This window comes from Cellulophaga sp. BC115SP (genome assembly GCF_009905545.1).
GTDB classification, from domain to species: domain Bacteria; phylum Bacteroidota; class Bacteroidia; order Cytophagales; family Spirosomataceae; genus Flectobacillus; species Flectobacillus rivi.
Map to the genome: position 1 here is coordinate 1 of NZ_JAAALB010000027.1, position 20582 is coordinate 20582.

The 20582-nt window shown below is 36.0% G+C and carries 9 protein-coding genes and 1 CRISPR repeat array; of the genes, 1 reads left to right on the forward strand and 8 read right to left on the reverse strand.

The features are described from left to right. Nucleotides 1-47 precede the first annotated feature (47 nt). A CRISPR array of direct repeats spans nt 48-9641; the repeat unit is 30 nt; unit sequence GTTTCAATTCCTGCATGGTACGATTAAAGG. Between the two features lie 215 nt (nt 9642-9856). Genes cas2 through GVN22_RS17880 form a run of 7 tightly spaced genes read right to left on the reverse strand, consistent with a single transcriptional unit; the run spans nt 9857 to nt 18245 of the window. Next, the gene (gene cas2 / locus GVN22_RS17850; protein WP_240915699.1) at nt 9857-10168 is read right to left on the reverse strand and encodes a CRISPR-associated endonuclease Cas2; all 312 of its coding nucleotides are present in this window, start codon (nt 10166-10168) and stop codon (nt 9857-9859) included. A gap of 20 nt (nt 10169-10188) precedes the next feature. Continuing rightward, nucleotides 10189-11193, reverse strand: a complete 1005-nt coding sequence (gene cas1b, locus GVN22_RS17855) for a type I-B CRISPR-associated endonuclease Cas1b (protein ID WP_166552371.1) — start codon at nt 11191-11193, stop codon at nt 10189-10191. 37 nt (nt 11194-11230) lie between these two features. Then, nucleotides 11231-11773 carry a CRISPR-associated protein Cas4 gene (cas4, locus tag GVN22_RS17860; protein ID WP_166552372.1) on the reverse strand — a complete coding sequence of 181 codons (543 nt, stop codon included), beginning with the start codon at nt 11771-11773 and terminating at the stop codon, nt 11231-11233. Beyond that, on the reverse strand, nt 11773-14565 hold the full coding sequence (gene cas3, locus GVN22_RS17865) for a CRISPR-associated helicase Cas3' (protein WP_166552373.1): 2793 nt from the start codon (nt 14563-14565) through the stop codon (nt 11773-11775). Before cas3 ends, cas4 begins: the two co-directional genes overlap by 1 nt. A gap of 31 nt (nt 14566-14596) precedes the next feature. Then, a complete protein-coding gene (gene cas5b, locus GVN22_RS17870) occupies nt 14597-15397 on the reverse strand; it encodes a type I-B CRISPR-associated protein Cas5b (RefSeq protein ID WP_166552374.1) in 801 nt (266 codons plus the stop codon). A 3-nt stretch (nt 15398-15400) separates the two neighbouring features. Next, nucleotides 15401-16345 carry a type I CRISPR-associated protein Cas7 gene (locus tag GVN22_RS17875; protein ID WP_166552375.1) on the reverse strand — a complete coding sequence of 315 codons (945 nt, stop codon included), beginning with the start codon at nt 16343-16345 and terminating at the stop codon, nt 15401-15403. A 28-nt stretch (nt 16346-16373) separates the two neighbouring features. Then, entirely contained in the window at nt 16374-18245 is a 1872-nt protein-coding gene (locus tag GVN22_RS17880; protein WP_166552376.1) for a hypothetical protein, read from the reverse strand. Between the two features lie 440 nt (nt 18246-18685). Between GVN22_RS17880 and GVN22_RS17885 the strand changes: the two genes are divergently transcribed. After that, nucleotides 18686-19453, forward strand: coding sequence for a DUF3800 domain-containing protein (locus GVN22_RS17885; protein WP_166552377.1), 768 nt, complete (start codon nt 18686-18688; stop codon nt 19451-19453). 140 nt (nt 19454-19593) lie between these two features. Here the strand turns inward: GVN22_RS17885 and cas6 are convergent, their stop codons facing one another. Then, a complete protein-coding gene (cas6, locus tag GVN22_RS17890; RefSeq protein WP_166552378.1) occupies nt 19594-20424 on the reverse strand; it encodes a CRISPR-associated endoribonuclease Cas6 in 831 nt (276 codons plus the stop codon). Nucleotides 20425-20582 lie beyond the last annotated feature (158 nt).

Consider the following 20582-nt stretch of genomic DNA (forward strand, 5'->3'; position numbering starts at 1 on the left):
ACGATTAAAGGTTTTCTTGATGGAAGCCTTGCAACCAGCTTTCGCATGTTTCAATTCCTGCATGGTACGATTAAAGGGCGCTTATTGCCGTCCTGAAACTCCACGATTAGTGCACAGTTTCAATTCCTGCATGGTACGATTAAAGGTACTGGTGCAAGTTCATTTACAGATATTTCAAAGTGTTTCAATTCCTGCATGGTACGATTAAAGGGCACCAGAAGCTTTGGGCAATTTGGCTGCATTGCCTGTTTCAATTCCTGCATGGTACGATTAAAGGGTTAAAAGGGTCATAGACATAAGCCAGCCCATTATGTTTCAATTCCTGCATGGTACGATTAAAGGATCGACTTTCTTTTGTAAGCCATTGTCTTTTAATACTGTTTCAATTCCTGCATGGTACGATTAAAGGTAATCGAACACTCACTATTAACTTCGTTTTTCTCGTTTCAATTCCTGCATGGTACGATTAAAGGAAAAGAGTAGGCGTAAATTTTTAAACATTTAGTATTAGTTTCAATTCCTGCATGGTACGATTAAAGGATTGGGTACTTATGGCATTGCTAACCGTAACGACCCGTTTCAATTCCTGCATGGTACGATTAAAGGTCGGTACGTCAGCGACAGACAAGAAAACGGCAGACTTGTTTCAATTCCTGCATGGTACGATTAAAGGCTTTACTTTTTGAACTAACTAAACATTTTATGCCAGTTTCAATTCCTGCATGGTACGATTAAAGGATCTTGACAAGCCTTTCCCATTTGTCAAAAATAAATGTTTCAATTCCTGCATGGTACGATTAAAGGAGACCGAAACACAAGCCAAACGAGCACTAACGGCCATGTTTCAATTCCTGCATGGTACGATTAAAGGAAGCAGTCGTTTAATAACTTGCTACGCACTAGGTAGTTTCAATTCCTGCATGGTACGATTAAAGGCGGCTCTGTAGGTAAGTCACACACTACATAAGAGTGTTTCAATTCCTGCATGGTACGATTAAAGGACAGCAATGGCCAGAATGTTCGCTAGTGGCTTACATGAGTTTCAATTCCTGCATGGTACGATTAAAGGTCGCAGGATTTGCTTTGGTATCGTGTCCAGTCTGACAGTTTCAATTCCTGCATGGTACGATTAAAGGCATTTTAAACCGTATTGAAAAACATTTTAAAAGCCGAGTTTCAATTCCTGCATGGTACGATTAAAGGTAAAGTGTTCTTTCCAAGAATGCCGTCTATTTTTTGTTTCAATTCCTGCATGGTACGATTAAAGGCTTTTCATCTAGTTCTTTATTAGGTTGGATATTCAAGTTTCAATTCCTGCATGGTACGATTAAAGGTGTTCCTAGCTTCAAAATCAGCAATATTATTAACGTTTCAATTCCTGCATGGTACGATTAAAGGGAAGTGCAGATAACATCGAAGCTGGGGGGAATATATAGTTTCAATTCCTGCATGGTACGATTAAAGGTTACTTGCTTTTGTCTTAATCGCTATTGGTATTCCGTTTCAATTCCTGCATGGTACGATTAAAGGTATTTAGTTTAAGGGTAAATTTTCCAAGTAATCTTGTTTCAATTCCTGCATGGTACGATTAAAGGTAATCATGAAAAGACCTGCCTTTTGCATGGTGCCGTGTTTCAATTCCTGCATGGTACGATTAAAGGGCTTGTTTATGGCATTCAAGTCTGAGCCAATACCGTTTCAATTCCTGCATGGTACGATTAAAGGCTACGTGAAAGAACTAATTGAGGCGTTCCGTGACAGTTTCAATTCCTGCATGGTACGATTAAAGGGCAAAATTCGTATCTGCAAGTCCAGTTCAATTGATTGGGTTTCAATTCCTGCATGGTACGATTAAAGGCGAGCGATAAAAATGTATAGAGTACGTCCAAAATAGTTTCAATTCCTGCATGGTACGATTAAAGGTGCACATGCAAATCAACTTCTTGTGCATTTTGAGGCGTTTCAATTCCTGCATGGTACGATTAAAGGATGCTAGGTAAAAATGACAAGCTTTCAATTGAAGATTAGTTTCAATTCCTGCATGGTACGATTAAAGGAAGAAATTAAGCCTCTACAGCTAAAAAGTCTGCCTGTTTCAATTCCTGCATGGTACGATTAAAGGCTTATACACGTGCAACGATGATAGTAGGGTAATTGAGTTTCAATTCCTGCATGGTACGATTAAAGGTGTTTACAGGGATTTATTTAAAGAGTTTCCAGACTGTTTCAATTCCTGCATGGTACGATTAAAGGCCATTCTGGTCGAATAGGATAACACCTTTTACCTTGTTTCAATTCCTGCATGGTACGATTAAAGGGGTGCTGGGAGCTCTAAAATTGTCATTTCAACACCGTTTCAATTCCTGCATGGTACGATTAAAGGTATTCAATCAAAAACGGTTTGTTTCAAAATTAATAGCGTTTCAATTCCTGCATGGTACGATTAAAGGAACATAAAATTGGAGACGATAGAAGAAAATAGATTAGTTTCAATTCCTGCATGGTACGATTAAAGGAAATACCCTTGTTTTTTGACAGAAGAAAGACCAAGATGTTTCAATTCCTGCATGGTACGATTAAAGGTCCATCAATACAGTGCTTTTACCTCTCTGTGAGTTAGTTTCAATTCCTGCATGGTACGATTAAAGGAGGAATATACCAAGTGTAAACGTGTGAACTTGTTTCGGTTTCAATTCCTGCATGGTACGATTAAAGGGGTAGCAAAGGTGGAGTAACTGTTCGGACTGCGAAAAAGTTTCAATTCCTGCATGGTACGATTAAAGGACAGTTATAACAAGCAGTTTATCGAAGGCACAACGATGTTTCAATTCCTGCATGGTACGATTAAAGGTCGACCAAGCGGGCGTTTCTGTCAAAATCATTAGAGCGTTTCAATTCCTGCATGGTACGATTAAAGGTTGTAAGTATAGTAAAAGAAGGACGTCCCAACATCGCGTTTCAATTCCTGCATGGTACGATTAAAGGTTTAGTTTTGCGGGCTTCAGTAAGGAAATTACTGCGTTTCAATTCCTGCATGGTACGATTAAAGGTTGTATAATTCGCTTGTAAAAAATTCACCTTCAACCGGTTTCAATTCCTGCATGGTACGATTAAAGGAGGACGAAAAGGTAGCTGAAATTGCCAGAAAAAAAGCGTTTCAATTCCTGCATGGTACGATTAAAGGATTAAGTGTATCGAAATCTATAATCAGGCTCTTTCGTTTCAATTCCTGCATGGTACGATTAAAGGATACCTTTTTTTCAGGATTGGCTTTTATAGGATTATGTTTCAATTCCTGCATGGTACGATTAAAGGCCGAACCTGTTGTATAACTAGCAAGTTTAATATTCTGTTTCAATTCCTGCATGGTACGATTAAAGGAATGAGTGCCATCTACAATCACGACGAAATATTTATGTTTCAATTCCTGCATGGTACGATTAAAGGGAAATACTAAGAAATATCATTGAACATAGTCAAAGGTTTCAATTCCTGCATGGTACGATTAAAGGGAATTAGAAATCGGTGGTGTCTACACTGGAGAGATGTTTCAATTCCTGCATGGTACGATTAAAGGAAAATACTATTACCAAGATCATCCGTTGCACCAATGTTTCAATTCCTGCATGGTACGATTAAAGGATATGATTACATCATTGACTACACAGATACAATGTGTTGTTTCAATTCCTGCATGGTACGATTAAAGGAAGATTTAATGGTTGATTTGAACCAGGAGCAAATGTAGTTTCAATTCCTGCATGGTACGATTAAAGGAGCGGAAACGTGCTAATAGTCCCAGTAATAGGCACGAGTTTCAATTCCTGCATGGTACGATTAAAGGTACAGTGATTTTGCCATAATAGAGGACATCGTACTGTTTCAATTCCTGCATGGTACGATTAAAGGTTGCCAGGGTGGGTTACATAGAATACCTTGAGTAGTTGTTTCAATTCCTGCATGGTACGATTAAAGGACGTTTTACGGTTTTGGCTTGTTCCTTAGTGAAAGTGTTTCAATTCCTGCATGGTACGATTAAAGGTTGTACAAGGAAAAGCAGCTCTTTCCTGGACAAATCATGTTTCAATTCCTGCATGGTACGATTAAAGGCGGCGCTCAAGACTTTCACCAGCTTTCAGCTCAAGCTGTTTCAATTCCTGCATGGTACGATTAAAGGGTGGCAAAAAAATTTTCAAGCAGGCATTTATTTACAAGAGTTTCAATTCCTGCATGGTACGATTAAAGGCGACAGACGAGGCGATGGAGGCTATTGAAAACCAGTTTCAATTCCTGCATGGTACGATTAAAGGCATTGTATTTAAAAGCTGATAATGCACATACGGTAAGGTTTCAATTCCTGCATGGTACGATTAAAGGCAAAGGAGTAAAAAGCAAGTCGATAGGCATTGTCACGTTTCAATTCCTGCATGGTACGATTAAAGGAACAGGACAAAATCCGATAAGTTACAGTGATTTGTTGTTTCAATTCCTGCATGGTACGATTAAAGGTGTACTTCTTGTTTAGGGTAGTCAATCCAGTAACCAAGTTTCAATTCCTGCATGGTACGATTAAAGGTTTTTGCAAACTTTCTTCTAATTGGGTGATTGAATCAGTTTCAATTCCTGCATGGTACGATTAAAGGAGAATAGAACTAGTAAAGCAATTTGTTTTTTCATTTGTTTCAATTCCTGCATGGTACGATTAAAGGCTAGTACTGGTGGAACAGGCTATTTGGCTTTAGACGGTTTCAATTCCTGCATGGTACGATTAAAGGATGTAGATACAAATATTATTACTTGTATGTCATTGAAGTTTCAATTCCTGCATGGTACGATTAAAGGAGGTTTCTAAGTGCTTCTTCGAAATACCCTGCTTAGGTTTCAATTCCTGCATGGTACGATTAAAGGTGGCTCTCGAAAAGACATTTGCAGTTTGACAATTCCTGTTTCAATTCCTGCATGGTACGATTAAAGGGATCTAGTCCGCCATCCATCGTCGCTTTGGAAAATTCTGTTTCAATTCCTGCATGGTACGATTAAAGGAAAAAAGGCAATCAGTTCCATGTTCTGCACTCTTACAGTTTCAATTCCTGCATGGTACGATTAAAGGGATTGAATGTAGCTTTGTTCCATTTCTGAAACTTTGTTTCAATTCCTGCATGGTACGATTAAAGGCGTAGGTATTTCTGTAAGGTTAGATTATAGCTTTTTGGAGTTTCAATTCCTGCATGGTACGATTAAAGGCGAGTCCAGATGCCGAATAGGGTACCCGATTTCTCGTGTTTCAATTCCTGCATGGTACGATTAAAGGGAGTCTCTTTTCAAATTAGAGGTATCAATTGTACCAGGTTTCAATTCCTGCATGGTACGATTAAAGGTTCTCATGTTCTTCAGTGTACCATCTATTTTTATCGTTTCAATTCCTGCATGGTACGATTAAAGGCTTGCAGGGCTACCAGAGTTCCAGTAGTAAGTATTTGCGTTTCAATTCCTGCATGGTACGATTAAAGGGGAATATGCTCTTTTCGTGGAGGCTAAAGGATATAATGGTTTCAATTCCTGCATGGTACGATTAAAGGGGTACTTTATTTTGAAGAAACCTTTAATCGAATCTGCTGGTTTCAATTCCTGCATGGTACGATTAAAGGCACAAACAAAAACGTATTATGTTGTTTGTGATTTGTTTCAATTCCTGCATGGTACGATTAAAGGAAGCATTGACACCACCAACGAAGCGCAATATAACAAAAGTTTCAATTCCTGCATGGTACGATTAAAGGTAATAAATCCGTCTTCAGTTTGGTTTTTAGCCAACTTGTTTCAATTCCTGCATGGTACGATTAAAGGTCCGATTTCATAACCGTTTTAATCTTAATCGAAAAGTTTCAATTCCTGCATGGTACGATTAAAGGCAGCTTCATCATTTTCACAATATTTCATTATTTCGGCTAGTTTCAATTCCTGCATGGTACGATTAAAGGCATTTTGCTGTGTGCCGTTTTCAAACATTGTCGATGTTTCAATTCCTGCATGGTACGATTAAAGGAACTGGAGAGTGATTTCATATCGATAGCCTACAATATTGTTTCAATTCCTGCATGGTACGATTAAAGGGCATCATTGCTCTCCAGTTGTCAATTGCTATCGTTGTAGTTTCAATTCCTGCATGGTACGATTAAAGGTGTATATAATCCAATCGTAGATTTAAAAAGAGAGTGTTTCAATTCCTGCATGGTACGATTAAAGGGAAGAAGGCTATTTATTGGATTGGTGGACGTTTTGGAGGTTTCAATTCCTGCATGGTACGATTAAAGGTAGTAAGCTCGCTACTACTGCGCTCTTGTATTCGTTCGGTTTCAATTCCTGCATGGTACGATTAAAGGTTTTGCAAATTATTCATAGCTATAGTTTAATATTAAGTTTCAATTCCTGCATGGTACGATTAAAGGTTGAAAAATATTTCACAAATATAGCACCAATATTGAATAGTTTCAATTCCTGCATGGTACGATTAAAGGAGACAGCAAGGAAAATCAACTTCGGGGCGTTGCTGTACGTTTCAATTCCTGCATGGTACGATTAAAGGGGCGTAGTGTTGTCCTGAGCCAGTGGCCAGCTCGGAAGTTTCAATTCCTGCATGGTACGATTAAAGGTGTTTTCTACTTCAGAAAGCCGTAAAATTGAATTGTTTCAATTCCTGCATGGTACGATTAAAGGAGAGTAGGTCTGACAAAAATCAATATCTCGCTCGAGTTTCAATTCCTGCATGGTACGATTAAAGGACACCATCGGGGTGCTCCAAAAAACTTTGTATGGCGTTTCAATTCCTGCATGGTACGATTAAAGGTCAGTCATTTTCAGGACAATAACTTTATTCTTATTCAGTTTCAATTCCTGCATGGTACGATTAAAGGAAATCTTTTCTAGTTATTACTCCAAATGCTATGCATGTTTCAATTCCTGCATGGTACGATTAAAGGGGGACAATTTTATTGGGAGCACTCTTTTTGAAAATTGCAAGTTTCAATTCCTGCATGGTACGATTAAAGGGCATTTTGTTTGCCTCGGTAACTCGGCTAATATATTGCGTTTCAATTCCTGCATGGTACGATTAAAGGTAACTAAGTACAATGGCAAGATACAAGAGGCTCAATCGTTTCAATTCCTGCATGGTACGATTAAAGGTTGCTCCTGCTGCTAATACTGCTGCAACGCCAATTATCGGTTTCAATTCCTGCATGGTACGATTAAAGGCTCCCTGCACAAAATTCAATTTTCCAATAGACTTGTTTCAATTCCTGCATGGTACGATTAAAGGAGATGCTCACCAATTGACAAAAGACAAATTGAAAGCTGGTTTCAATTCCTGCATGGTACGATTAAAGGGTGAAAAATGTGGACGCTTAGCATATTCTACTTCCTAGTTTCAATTCCTGCATGGTACGATTAAAGGCAAACGTTAAAGCCAAATTCCGTTGTAATTCAATCATGTTTCAATTCCTGCATGGTACGATTAAAGGACGAGGCTGGAGACTTAGAGTACACAGCGTTTTTGGAACGTTTCAATTCCTGCATGGTACGATTAAAGGTAGAGCATTTGGCGATTTTTGGAGGAACGTCAGATTTTAGTTTCAATTCCTGCATGGTACGATTAAAGGTTTGCTGGGCAGTAAGCAAAGCCTGTTCAATTTTGGCTGTTTCAATTCCTGCATGGTACGATTAAAGGAGTTTCAATCACTGGTTAGCGACTGGGATTTGGATGTTTCAATTCCTGCATGGTACGATTAAAGGAAGCTCTTAACGGTTCTTCTGATAGGCCCCAACTTGGTTTCAATTCCTGCATGGTACGATTAAAGGTTGAACTGCAGAATTGGAAGGCAACAGGCTGGCGTTCCTGTTTCAATTCCTGCATGGTACGATTAAAGGTTTTGCGACTTCAGCTTTTGCCTCAATAGGTTTTAATGTTTCAATTCCTGCATGGTACGATTAAAGGAAGGTGAGTGTATCTTTTGCGAAAACCATTTCGCCGTTTCAATTCCTGCATGGTACGATTAAAGGGTAGCTGTTGTCGCAGATGCAGCTGCTTGAGTTGCGTTTCAATTCCTGCATGGTACGATTAAAGGGGCTGTTGTTTACAGCCTTCTTATTAGTTGTTTCCAGTTTCAATTCCTGCATGGTACGATTAAAGGCCGTAGTCAGAACGAACAGCTCAAAGAGCTTGCTAGTTTCAATTCCTGCATGGTACGATTAAAGGTTCATATTTCTTGGTCAGGTCTTCGGGTTGCTTCAAGTTTCAATTCCTGCATGGTACGATTAAAGGTCTCCATAAGTATCATCATTCTGAGTATGGTCAAGAAGTTTCAATTCCTGCATGGTACGATTAAAGGCTACTAGAGTTCCGTTTCCGCCTCTTTTGTCATAGACCTGTTTCAATTCCTGCATGGTACGATTAAAGGTTCGTTGTGGGAGTCTTTCTGGGACTGGTTCAGCTTGGTTTCAATTCCTGCATGGTACGATTAAAGGCAAAGATGTGCTTCCATTGCCTCAAAGATTCTTTTGTTTCAATTCCTGCATGGTACGATTAAAGGTCGGTACAAAAATCGAAATACAGTCCAATAATCCGTTTCAATTCCTGCATGGTACGATTAAAGGGTTCCAAGATGTTCAAAACGCTATGGAGGCTATGACATCGTTTCAATTCCTGCATGGTACGATTAAAGGCGCCCCAAAAGTACGGTGCTTGTGTCACCGTTAGGGGAGTTTCAATTCCTGCATGGTACGATTAAAGGATGTCAAGGGACAACGAATAATTGTCCCTTCTGCGTTTCAATTCCTGCATGGTACGATTAAAGGTTTGCTCGGCCATCTTTTTCAATACACCTTCGTCAGGTTTCAATTCCTGCATGGTACGATTAAAGGGCAAAATCGTCATCTACCGAAATTCCAAATTCTTTTGTTTCAATTCCTGCATGGTACGATTAAAGGTTGAAGAGTCATTCATAGAATCTGAGAAAAACACCGTTTCAATTCCTGCATGGTACGATTAAAGGAACAATACGAATTTTATCGGTAGAAATCACATTTGTTTCAATTCCTGCATGGTACGATTAAAGGAATTGTGAAAGTTGTGGGTCAAGAAGAAGATCAGCTGTTTCAATTCCTGCATGGTACGATTAAAGGATCCCTTGATTGCTCTATTGCCATCCTGAATATCTGTTTCAATTCCTGCATGGTACGATTAAAGGGTGGTTAGGTTAGCTATCTGCCAAGGCAGATAGGTTGTTTCAATTCCTGCATGGTACGATTAAAGGATTCGGGTCTTTTGCTTCCCAATCTGAGTATGTCCAGTTTCAATTCCTGCATGGTACGATTAAAGGTATCAACCATCAAAATATCTTTTATGTGAACTTTTGTTTCAATTCCTGCATGGTACGATTAAAGGGAAAAATTTTGCAAGTATTATTTTCCTGTATTTTTGTTTCAATTCCTGCATGGTACGATTAAAGGAAACAGAGCTGAGCATTATGGTGATATTCTAAGCTTGTTTCAATTCCTGCATGGTACGATTAAAGGCGTATTATCACAAAATATACTTTCGGGTGTTTCGCTTAGTTTCAATTCCTGCATGGTACGATTAAAGGCCGTTGGAAAAGTGGCCTTGATTTGATAAAATAACACTTTTTCCCTCGAAAAAACTAGAAAAAAATCGTCGATGTGTAATGATAAGATTTACCCCGTACATCGACGACTATTGATTATCAGAAACTTAACTCAAAAACCTATCTCTTTGATTGATAAAATTTCAGTATTTCAATGAACTTTATAAGACTCGACGACTTGCGTATATCATTATACGTCATAAAAAATTATCCGTACTCATACGCTCTACTCCTATTATTTGCTTGTCAAGCCAACGCTCATTCCTGCTCTTAAAGATAATCAAACTATCTTCGTTTTCATTCATGATTTTTCGTGCACCTATCTCTAACTCCTTCAACTTTACCTCCGTAATTTCTCCCTCGAATACCGAATTTTGAATCCAGTTTAAATACTTTCGGCAATGTTTCATCATTTTGCTTACTCGCTTTTCTCCCATATCATACACCAAAATCACATACATATCAATCAAAGTTTTAATTCCATCAGCTTTATTCACTAAATCACTCATTCATAGCTCACTAATTGGCTTTACCACATCATTTTAAACGGTTTATAAGTCTCTATTCCCAAAATATGTTTGCTGAGTTTATAACATTCCAATTTTACTAGGTGCTTGTAACTAACGTTACGTCCTAATGTTCGATGTTTGAAGGTCTCTTTTAATCGTTCGTCAAATGCTTGTACAAATACCTTCTTGGCGTTGTCCTTTAAGACACATCTGTTGGTATCTTGTCGAAAATCATTCGCCTGAATTTGCTTTTTATTCAATACACTAAAAATTGTCCTATCTACCAACAATGGCTTAAATATCTCAGAAATATCCAAGGCCAATGAATATCGTCGCACACCTGGCTCATGCAAAAAACTAATCGTAGGGTTCAATTGAGTATGATAAATTTGATCCAAACACATCGTATAACACATCATATTTCCAAATGAAATCAAGGCATTCACTTCGTTTTTGGGAGGTTTTTTACTGCGATTTCCCATCTCAAAATCATTGATTATCGTATCAAAAGCATCATAATACGCCTGACGAATATTGCCTTCTATCCCCATTAATTCATCAACCTTTTTGGCACTTTCAATCAAAGAAACGTAATTTTCTATACGTTCCAACGAACTGGTAACATCTTTACCTCTACTCTGGTAATATTTCAAGTTACGACTCATATTAAACGCCGCTCCATTAATCAAGGTCTGGGCAATAACCATTCGTTTTTTATCCGAAATATAGTGCTTGGTTTGCTCTACTTGCATTTTGCCTGCCAACAGGTAATCTTTAGACATAAACGAGCCAGTGTAGTGCTCATAATAGTCAAAAAAATGTACCGATATATGGTTTTTACCCATAAAATTAAACAAAGCGCTATTGGCATCCAAACTTCCAAAACAGTATAAATTATCTACCGATTCAACAGGTATTGGGCGAACTTGACCTTCATTCCCATGCTCATCTACAGGTGTAAAGTAGAGCGTATTATCCTTACGACTCATACGCCCAGGGTTAAATAGGTAATAGGATTTTTTCATGTTGTCAAAAGGTTTATATTATGGTGTTCAAACGATGTTACTCTTCTATTTCACCAGACCAACAAAAATCAAAATAGCTACATGAACGGCATTTGGATATAGATAGTTTGGGTGGACAGACTTCTCTGTGAATAATCTCGGAAACATCTTTTATCCAATTTTCAATCTCCGACATTTCATCATCAAGCAATTCAACTCGTTCGGTAGTTCGAAGTTTTGGATACTCGATAATGCCATAATGTGCTGGAATACCATTTTTTCTCAATAAAAAGAGATAAAATTTCACCTGAGCCACATGGGCTCTTTCCTTGGCATCCGACTTCTTGGTCTCATGAACAATGCCTTTTTGAGCATCAAAAAAGTCTATCTTTGCCGAAGCTCGAATACCATCATTCAACTCTGCCAAAATTTCTAATTCTTGATTTTTCTCAGCACGCTGCGGGTAGCTTTCTTCTCCAATAAGTTTACCTTCATAAACCACATCAGAAGTATGCTCCATCGTAATACCGTTGGCATGAAGCCAAAGTTCACGGTGACAGATATGGTAAATATTAATAAGTGTGGCGTTGATGGTTTTCATTATAAAAAGAAATTTTCGGTAGTCTGAATAGCATTTTCATTTAAGCCGTGTTCTATCAAATAAACTGGGGTGCTCAAATTAAGACCAGATTCGGTTATTAATTGAAAACCATATTTTTCTTGTATAAATCCACAGCTTCTTAATTCTGTTACAACTTTTGTATGTGCAAACAACGAAAACGTAAATTTAGACATGATACTTTGCAGTATTTTAAAGTCTATTTTCGTCTTAATATCAAATCCTTTTTCTTCCTTTTTACTTTTTATCTCTCTATCAATCAACGACTCATAAACTCTCCAAACCTCACTCCCATCCAACAATTCATCTTCTGGAAGAACATTAAACCCTTTTAAAAACTTCAAATCGTCGGCTGAAAAAATATCTTCCTGTTCCCCAGTTTTACTTGATTCTATTTGAATAGGTAAATGTATCGGAACGAATACTGTTTCATTCTGTTGATCAATTATTTTAAAGTTTCTATCAACATCGTCAAAATTTAATTTTCCTACGTTATCCAAAATTTCTGCCTCGAAATTATCAGCATAAGCTTTTCGGTTATACAGGTTTATTCTTTCAAAAACCTCTTTATAAAGTCGGTAAAATTCCTTTTTGTTTAAAATATCAGATATATCTTCTTTTGAGATTTTAACTTCAGTATTTTTTGAATTTAAAACCTTATACCGTTCGTCTTTACCATAAATAAAATTGGCATCATTTAATTTGAATAAATACACTTCACAGGTATCCTTACTTGCATTTCTATTAACACGCCCAGCCAACTGTTCATCGCTATCTAAAAGAGAAGCATTTTTAAAGCCCAAATCCATATCAATATCTACGCCTGCTTCTACCACTTGCGTAGTAATGAGTAAGATATTTTTATCTCGATTGTCTTTATTCTTAATCTTATTGATGATTTTTCTTCTTTCTGGCTCCAATATCGTTCCAGAAAGGACAAGGATATTTTCTTCATCAAACAAGGTTTGTTCAGAATCTAAAATGAGTTGTCTAAAATTCGAAGCTGATTTCTTAAAAATAAATTCTATAATCGTATGAACACTACCCTTATTATCTGCGTAAGCTTTTGATTTTTTCAATACAACATCTCGTAGTTTTTCAATTGTTAAATTGCTCATTAGTTCTTCTTCAAACACAAATTGCACCCTTTGACTAAAGTTGGGATTTGAGAGATATTTCTGAGCATTAGGTAACAAATTCACGAACTCCTCCTTAAATGTTGGAATATCTAATTCATCAATTTTGGGCAAAGTTGCCGACATTAGAATAAATCGAATATTAAAATAGGCTGAATATTGGCTGATAAAATACAGCATTTTATCCCAAATATTGGGGTTGTATGTTTGTACTTCATCAATAATTACAATAGAATTTGCGAGTCGATGTAAAAGATAATTGGTCTCTTTATTATTGGTTTTTAGAATATCAAAAAACTTCACATGAGACAGCACACTCACTGGAAACAATGCAAACTTGTTATCAATGTAATCCTTTTTCTCATCTCCATACTCTCCATCTTCATTTTCTTCTCGTTTGCTATGAAACCCTGCCTTTGAGTGAATTTCAACCAATTCATTATCATTAAGAATAAGAGTTTCTTTCAACGATTTGTACGTTTGGGTAATCAATGTAGTAAAAGGAAAAACATAGAATACTTTATTCAATTCAGGATTCTGGTCTAACAATTCGGTTAGAGCAATCATTGAAAGGTTTGTTTTTCCTCCTCCAGTTGGTGCTTCGATATAAAAAAGTCTTTTATCAGCATTCTTCCGAATATTCCTAATCAACTCAACTGCCATTTGCTGACGAAGAAGATTCAAGTTCGATTTCGACATTTCTTGCAGTTCTTTGGCTGCATCATAATCTTTCCATGTTTCTAATTCGTCAAACGTTTTCTGATTATGAGGTTGGCTTTTACGAATATTTTTACAGACTTCTAGAATTCGGTCTCTATTTTTGAATACCCCAAAATCCCCAATAGCTCCTTCTTTACCATGCTCAGAACTATTCATATATTCGTGAGTTGCCAAATAATCAGAAGCAGTAAGTAAAGAAAAATTGAGTTTTAATAGTGCATAAAGGGGGAATGCATCCTCCTTTTTTTGTTTTTCATGAAACTGTTTTAAAAGGGTGTTGTAATCATCTTTTAAAATAAAATCAGAATAATCCTTATTAAAAGTAAAGCCATATTTTGCTAAATAAGGTTGCATTGCCTCATAAAATTTGCCAAAATTTGAATCTTTAATTTTATCTCCAACACTACCTAAGTTACTGCTATGGTGCATTAAAATAGAATAACTAAAAAAAGTAGTGATCATGAATAAGTTTTCATAATCTTCTTCACTTTGTTCTTGAACTACCTTTTCTAAAAACTGACTATTAAAAATATATGCTCCTAACCAAGAATGTCCGTGTGGGGGAGTAAAAGGGGATGATGTGTTTTTTCTAAATTTATTATTAGTCATTCTCAAAGCCTGAAAGTTTTCATTGATTTTACCATAATCATGAAAAACTATCGTGCTGACAAATAACTTTTTAATGAAATTTTCAACTTTTTCCTTTCCTTCAAATTTTAGCTTATTGCATAAGTCTATAATCAAAGAATCAATAATGTTTTCTAAGTCATGTTCTTCGATTAATTTGAGGAAATAGGTATTAACTAAATGGCAATGTTCATGCAAAAGCTCTACTGATTTTTTTTCAGCATCTTCTTTATTAGGTAAGTGAGCTAAATAGTCACTGTGGTTTTTGAGTTGTTGCTCAATTGGGAGCAACAACTCAAAGATTTGTTTACAGGTAAGCATCTTAGAACAACTGGATGATTTGAGGTTTATCGTTATCCCTATAAATTTCGTATAACTGATCAATAGTTGAATCTGCGGCAATAGTCCAATCTGTCAAGGCAAATTCTGCCATTTCATATTGAATCATTTTACCTTCTTCAAATCCAATAGGTAACCTTTCAAAATAAGTAAAAGTTGGTCTGTGTACAGTATCCTTATTTCTAAGTGTTATTTTGACGTTTATTTTTTGATTTTTTAAAATGCCATTTTTTATAAAAATTGAACGTATAAAAAAATCACTTCTTTCATCAAAAATCTTATACTCATACTCCTGAATAAACCCATTTATTGAAATAATCCACGCCTGAAACTCATTTTTTCCTAAATATGGTACATACTCAGCTTGACCATTTTTCAAATACTCATATAATTTCGCATGAAGTTCATTCTCTAGATCCAATAATAAATAACAGCGATACGCAGGCTTAACCAACATGGTTTCTTCAACCAATAAATTACCATCATCATTGGCATAACCAACGGTATTGGTATATTTTACAGACGTTTTTTGAAAATTACCTTTTTCATGAAAGCCTTCCAAAGGTTCTATGCCCACTGGAATATCTTTCAACTTGTGATAGTATTCGGGTAATTCTCCTTTTTTCTGATAACCTTCCAAACCAATTATCGCCCCTAAAATACCTAGTAGAGCTGGTTTATGAAGCATATTATAGGATAGTAAAATTCCTACGTTATGGTCTGGTTTCTTAAAAAAAGCAAAGTCAGCCTGTAAATCAAAAGAAATTAATTTTTGATTTGCCATAGCTTAATTAAGTTCAAATACTGTAGCATCAGCAGGTGCATTGATTACCGTTGTAACAGCACTATCGTAGTATAACTCTATTTTCTCAATCTGACTTTTTACGCTTTCTTTTGCCAAAACAGCAGAAACCTTTGTCAAATCAATGGTTCTGTTATCATCATTATTTACCGATACTAATTCAACAAAAGAAGGCAATACCAATTTGGAATCTTCTTTTAGTTGTACCCAAAGCAACAACTCGTTTTCTGTGCCAGCTTTAGCAGAAGAATCATAAAAAGACACACCCGAACGCATCGCCTCTTTTAATATTGCTATATCATTTTGCTGTAAACCATCATTTTCCACCTTACTTGCCAAATCCTCTAAATTTCGGGGATTGATAGAAAAATGATGAACATAATGTCCTTCTCTCAATTTGAACTGAGTACCCAATGTCGTTTGCATCGAGTCGGTACTTTTATCATTAGAGTTACGGAAGGGCGAAGAAATCTGCTCAGAGTAAATAATTCCTTCAGGGAAACGATTTACACCGTGGGTAATTTGTACTGGACCATGTAAGGAAATATTCGCATCTTTACTGGCAAATGTTCCGCCAAACAGACGAATATCAATACATGCCAATAAGTTTTTCAAGATCGTTTTACGGACTTTCAAAGCACCATCTTTACCAGCTTCTTTTTTGGGAAATTCTCCAAAATATTTGGTGTAAGTCTGGTCAAGGTCACGAGGTTGCATTTCTTCGTTCAAACTTTTAAAGTAAAAAACATCTTCATTACCAAAGTTCTTAGAGACATAATTACGGATACTATACTTAAACGTTTTGTCCGTTGCATACACTGTTCCGTCAGGTAAAGTACGTGGCTGATGAGAAAAGTCTGCGTTATAATTTGAATTAATTGATTTAATAATGGCACAGCCAAATACACGGTTTTTGAATGAGTTGCTCATTGTTGAATATTGTTAAAAGGTAGAAATATTATTCTTCTGCTTGTGTATCGTCATCTGATACTGCATCTTTTTCTTTATCACTAAAAAGGGCATTTTTTGAGAAAACACCTGCCAATAAAGTAGGCATATAATCCCTAATATTGGCGGAGGTTTCATAGTCCATCACTTCCGCAAAAGGGTTTCTAAAATTGCTTGAAAATGGTTCATGCTTGTAAGTATCAAACAATCTTGCTATTGCCTTATTAAGTTCTTTGGCATGAACTTGTTGTACAAAAGGTTCAAGGCGTTTGTAGCTTGTATCTGATGTTTTACTTTTAGTAAACAGATAATAAATCACTTGTCCAACTGCAAAAGCATATTGGTCATCTGATTCAATAGATGTTTCGCCTTTCGTTAGTTTTTCTATAAACTCTCGATGGGCTTGTAATTTGCTTGCCATACTTTCAGCGTTTGTTTTATTATTTATGTCAAATTTTTCGTAGAGACTAAACCAAATATTAAGCTTTCTTAGTATTGAAAATCGCTCGGAATGATTGCCGTTTTTAAGCTCATCCAATCGTATATCATCCAAAATACTGGTCCGCATGATATCATGAAACATCAAAGATGTAACTGCCTGTCTTTTGGATTTATAGATAAAATCATAAAACGCTTTTCTATATTTGTTGACCAAAAGGAAAGTATTATCCGACTTACAATATTTTGCATCAATATCATCAAAATAACGGTATTGAAAATCTCCAGTTTTAGTCTTCATCACCAAGGAGTTATTAAATGCAGGTTGCATTACAGCAATGTGTAAATCGAAAACATTATCTAACGTTCTGTTATTTTTTACACCAAATAAATCTTTTATTTCCCATTTATTACCTTCTCCGTCTATTAATTCATATTCAAATTTTGAGACAAAATCAAAGTCTTTAATTTCTCCGAAACTGTAAAAAAGTAGGTAATAATTGCCGAAGTCATCTTTATGTTTATCATAAAGTTTTTCGATAATTCGCTGGTAGCTAATTTTATCACCACTTTCAGCCGCTTTCTTGAACAGAGCGATAGCATCCGTTTTTAATTCCTCTTTATGAATAAAAATAGGCAAGGGCTTAGGTAGAATATTTCTTCCAATTATATCCTGAAATTCATACAATGACTTAGCATCATTGGCAGAAATTCTACCTGCAATATCAAAAGAAGCTGATTGATGCGTCAAAAAAGCTTTTTTGGTAGGAAATCCATTGAAAAAATCACTTGTACCAAAAACTGATTGTCCAATCTCTACATTATAATCACTCGTATTAAAAAGCTTATCCGCCAAATACTTTTTATTCGTAGCTTGATATTTTTCGATAGGCTCTTTCAAATAGAAAATCACATAATCTGAATCTTTTAATTCTGACCAGTATCCAGAATTTTCTACCCAAAATTGAAAACGCTCTTCGGTATTCAAGGCGTTCTTGAAAATCTCAAGGTACTGTTTCTCTTCCTCTGAGTCCAGCAACTCTGAAGCTTTCCCAAAATAGGCATTGATACGCTCATATACTTGCGACTTCTTTCCTGAAGCATTGCTTGCATACTTCTCTCCACCAACCAAATTTTCACGTTTGAGTGCAAGACAATAAGGCGAACAAGAGTGAATAGCCTTGATAGGTAAATCAAAACACTTATTGGTGTTTACGCACCAAGAAAGCTGCGTTAGCGTTGAAGTACGCTTTATCAAGGCATTTTCATCGGGCGTTAACTCTTTTTTACGAGTAAAGACAACTTCCATATTATCATCAATCCAGAAACGCTCACCATCGTTCTGAACTTCCAAGAAAATATGGAGTCCTTCTTTATTCTTCATACCTAAAGCCTTAAATTCTGGGTCTAAGGAATCGGTAAAATTGATTAATTCTCTAAGCATAGTGTATTTAGATGTGTATTATATCCATTACAAATTTCACATTCATTATCCAATTGACATACATACGCACAACATTGCGAACACTTTGGACGATTTACTAAAATATCATTACGTTTCATTATGCTATATGAATTTAAGTTCATTGCAAAGCTAATGAAAAAAATCAATAAATATCAAGTAATACAATAAATAGATTTTTTATTTTACAGATACTATATGAATACTATTTTGGCTAAAAATTACTATCTTTATAACTCGGAATATAAAGTTTCATTAATAGGATTTGAAATAGTAAGACAATCAATAATAATAATCGTACCATTCTATGAAACTTTATTTATTCTTAATGTTTGTATGTAAATATCAAGTTAACAAAACAAAGTCAATAAATTCCCAGAAAAAGACTATTCTTATTAAACGGTATCTATACTTATATTTTCATGCAAAACAGCTATTACTTTATTGATGAATGTGGAGACCCAGAGTTCTACGGAAAGGGAAAACGTCTACTTGTTGGTACCTCTGGTTATCAACCCTTATTAATCATTGGATTAATTGAAACACCTAACCGCAAATCTATACATAAAGCAGTTAAAGAATTTAGCGACTCGATTCGTCAAGATGTTCTTTTTAAAAGTATTCCTTCCGTAAAAGACCCACATTGGTTTTTACATGCCAAAAATGACCACCCTGAAGTTCGATCTCAGTTTTTTCAATTTCTTCGTCAATATCACGATATTACTTTCCATGCTGTCATTGCCAGAAAAGATTTAAATATTTTCAACAGAAAACATAACAACAATGCTTCTGAGTTTTATTTTGATGTCATCCGTAAACTTCTTGAAAATCATTGGTCTGTGGACTTAAAATATCATATTTACTTAGCTCACAAGTCTAAATCTACTACTGAAAAACTGATTAATTCAATCGAAAGAGCCATTGATAGCAGTAATAAGAAAAAGGGAATTATTGAACAAATAGACTATCAATGTACGATTGAGAAAAGTAGTTTTTTACCAGAATTGAGTGTTGTAGACTACTTTCTATGGGCATTACAAAGGTATATCTATAAGGGTGAAAGCAGATTTTGGGAGACGATAGAACCCTCTGTAGGTAGTGTTATTGATTTGTATGATGAAAATAAGCTATATGATAAACAAAATGTATTTCGACTTGAAAAAGCTCCTGCTTTTGAACTTATTTTGTAGAAAACTGATAAATCCCTTTATCCTCGTGCCAATACTGGCAACCCGCAAATAGTGATGCGTTCTGAGATAAAAACATTTATCAGTTCTTGTCACAAAGATAGTACTTTATTCTGGTTCTACAATTCCGAAAAAAATATTAACTACCTCTCCCAAACCTCCACACAACCACAACCAACGGCACAGTATTTTCCTAATCCTCCCAAAAATCCTATTTCCAAAAGCCTAGCTGGGGCGGTTATTTCGAAGGTAAAATTATGATAACCAATAACTTTGGTTTCATCCTTAAGCTTTCCTTCTTTTACGAAAAAACCTCGTTTCTTCACTTTTGTAGGGTCTGATATAAGTTTGAACTTCACTAAACTTTGGGCGATAGTACTATCTACTTGCAAACTGTCGGTACCTTCTATAGTGCGGTATCTGTCAACCAAGTTGATGGCGAAAAACTCGCTGTAACGTTCGTCTGTTGGACTTAAATATTGGTCTAATCCTTCCTCTTTTCTCGCTACCACCATAGGTGAAATGGTTCTGAACGACATCGTTACGACTTGATTACCCGTAAACGTATCGAATGGATTAGGCAATGCTTCGACGTTGGTTACGATAAAGTTGGCGCGGTAGTCGCGATTGAATAAACTTACCTCCTGATTCTGAAATAATCCTACGATAAATCCTTCGGCAGCTTTGTCGATATAGAACGATACCACTAACGAAATACTATCCGAACTGAGCTGTATATACGTGTCGCCAGATCTAATAGGTTTGGTCTTTCCGAGTTGTAATGAGGAAAATGTAAAGTGCTTAAAACTTTTATGGCTATTGGGCACTGCATAACCTTGATTATGCAAAAAGGAAGCATACGATTGGTCTGCCTGATACAAGATTTTATATAACCAAGCTTGTAAGGGATACTGATAATTAAAAAGTAGCTTTTGTCTATCTTCGGTCGGTTTAAGATGTAGCCTGAATCTCATTTTTTGGCGTAAAAGTTTAGTTTTATAATGGGTTCTAAAGGTGGTATAAATGTAGAAAGAATTATTGTTTTAAAAAAAAGAAAACAATAATTCTTATTAAGTGGATTTAGGCTTGATCTCGAGCTTTCAAAATCCTATTTTACACCTGAACAAAATGT

Coding starts and splice junctions, on each gene's coding strand:
- cas2 (WP_240915699.1), bottom strand. CDS start 10,168: ATGAGTGATTTAGTGAATAAAGCTGATGGAATTAAAACTTTGATTGAT.
- cas1b (WP_166552371.1), bottom strand. CDS start 11,193: ATGAAAAAATCCTATTACCTATTTAACCCTGGGCGTATGAGTCGTAAG.
- cas4 (WP_166552372.1), bottom strand. CDS start 11,773: ATGAAAACCATCAACGCCACACTTATTAATATTTACCATATCTGTCAC.
- cas5b (WP_166552374.1), bottom strand. CDS start 15,397: ATGGCAAATCAAAAATTAATTTCTTTTGATTTACAGGCTGACTTTGCT.
- GVN22_RS17875 (WP_166552375.1), bottom strand. CDS start 16,345: ATGAGCAACTCATTCAAAAACCGTGTATTTGGCTGTGCCATTATTAAA.
- GVN22_RS17880 (WP_166552376.1), bottom strand. CDS start 18,245: ATGCTTAGAGAATTAATCAATTTTACCGATTCCTTAGACCCAGAATTT.
- GVN22_RS17885 (WP_166552377.1), top strand. CDS start 18,686: ATGCAAAACAGCTATTACTTTATTGATGAATGTGGAGACCCAGAGTTC.
- cas6 (WP_166552378.1), bottom strand. CDS start 20,424: ATGAGATTCAGGCTACATCTTAAACCGACCGAAGATAGACAAAAGCTA.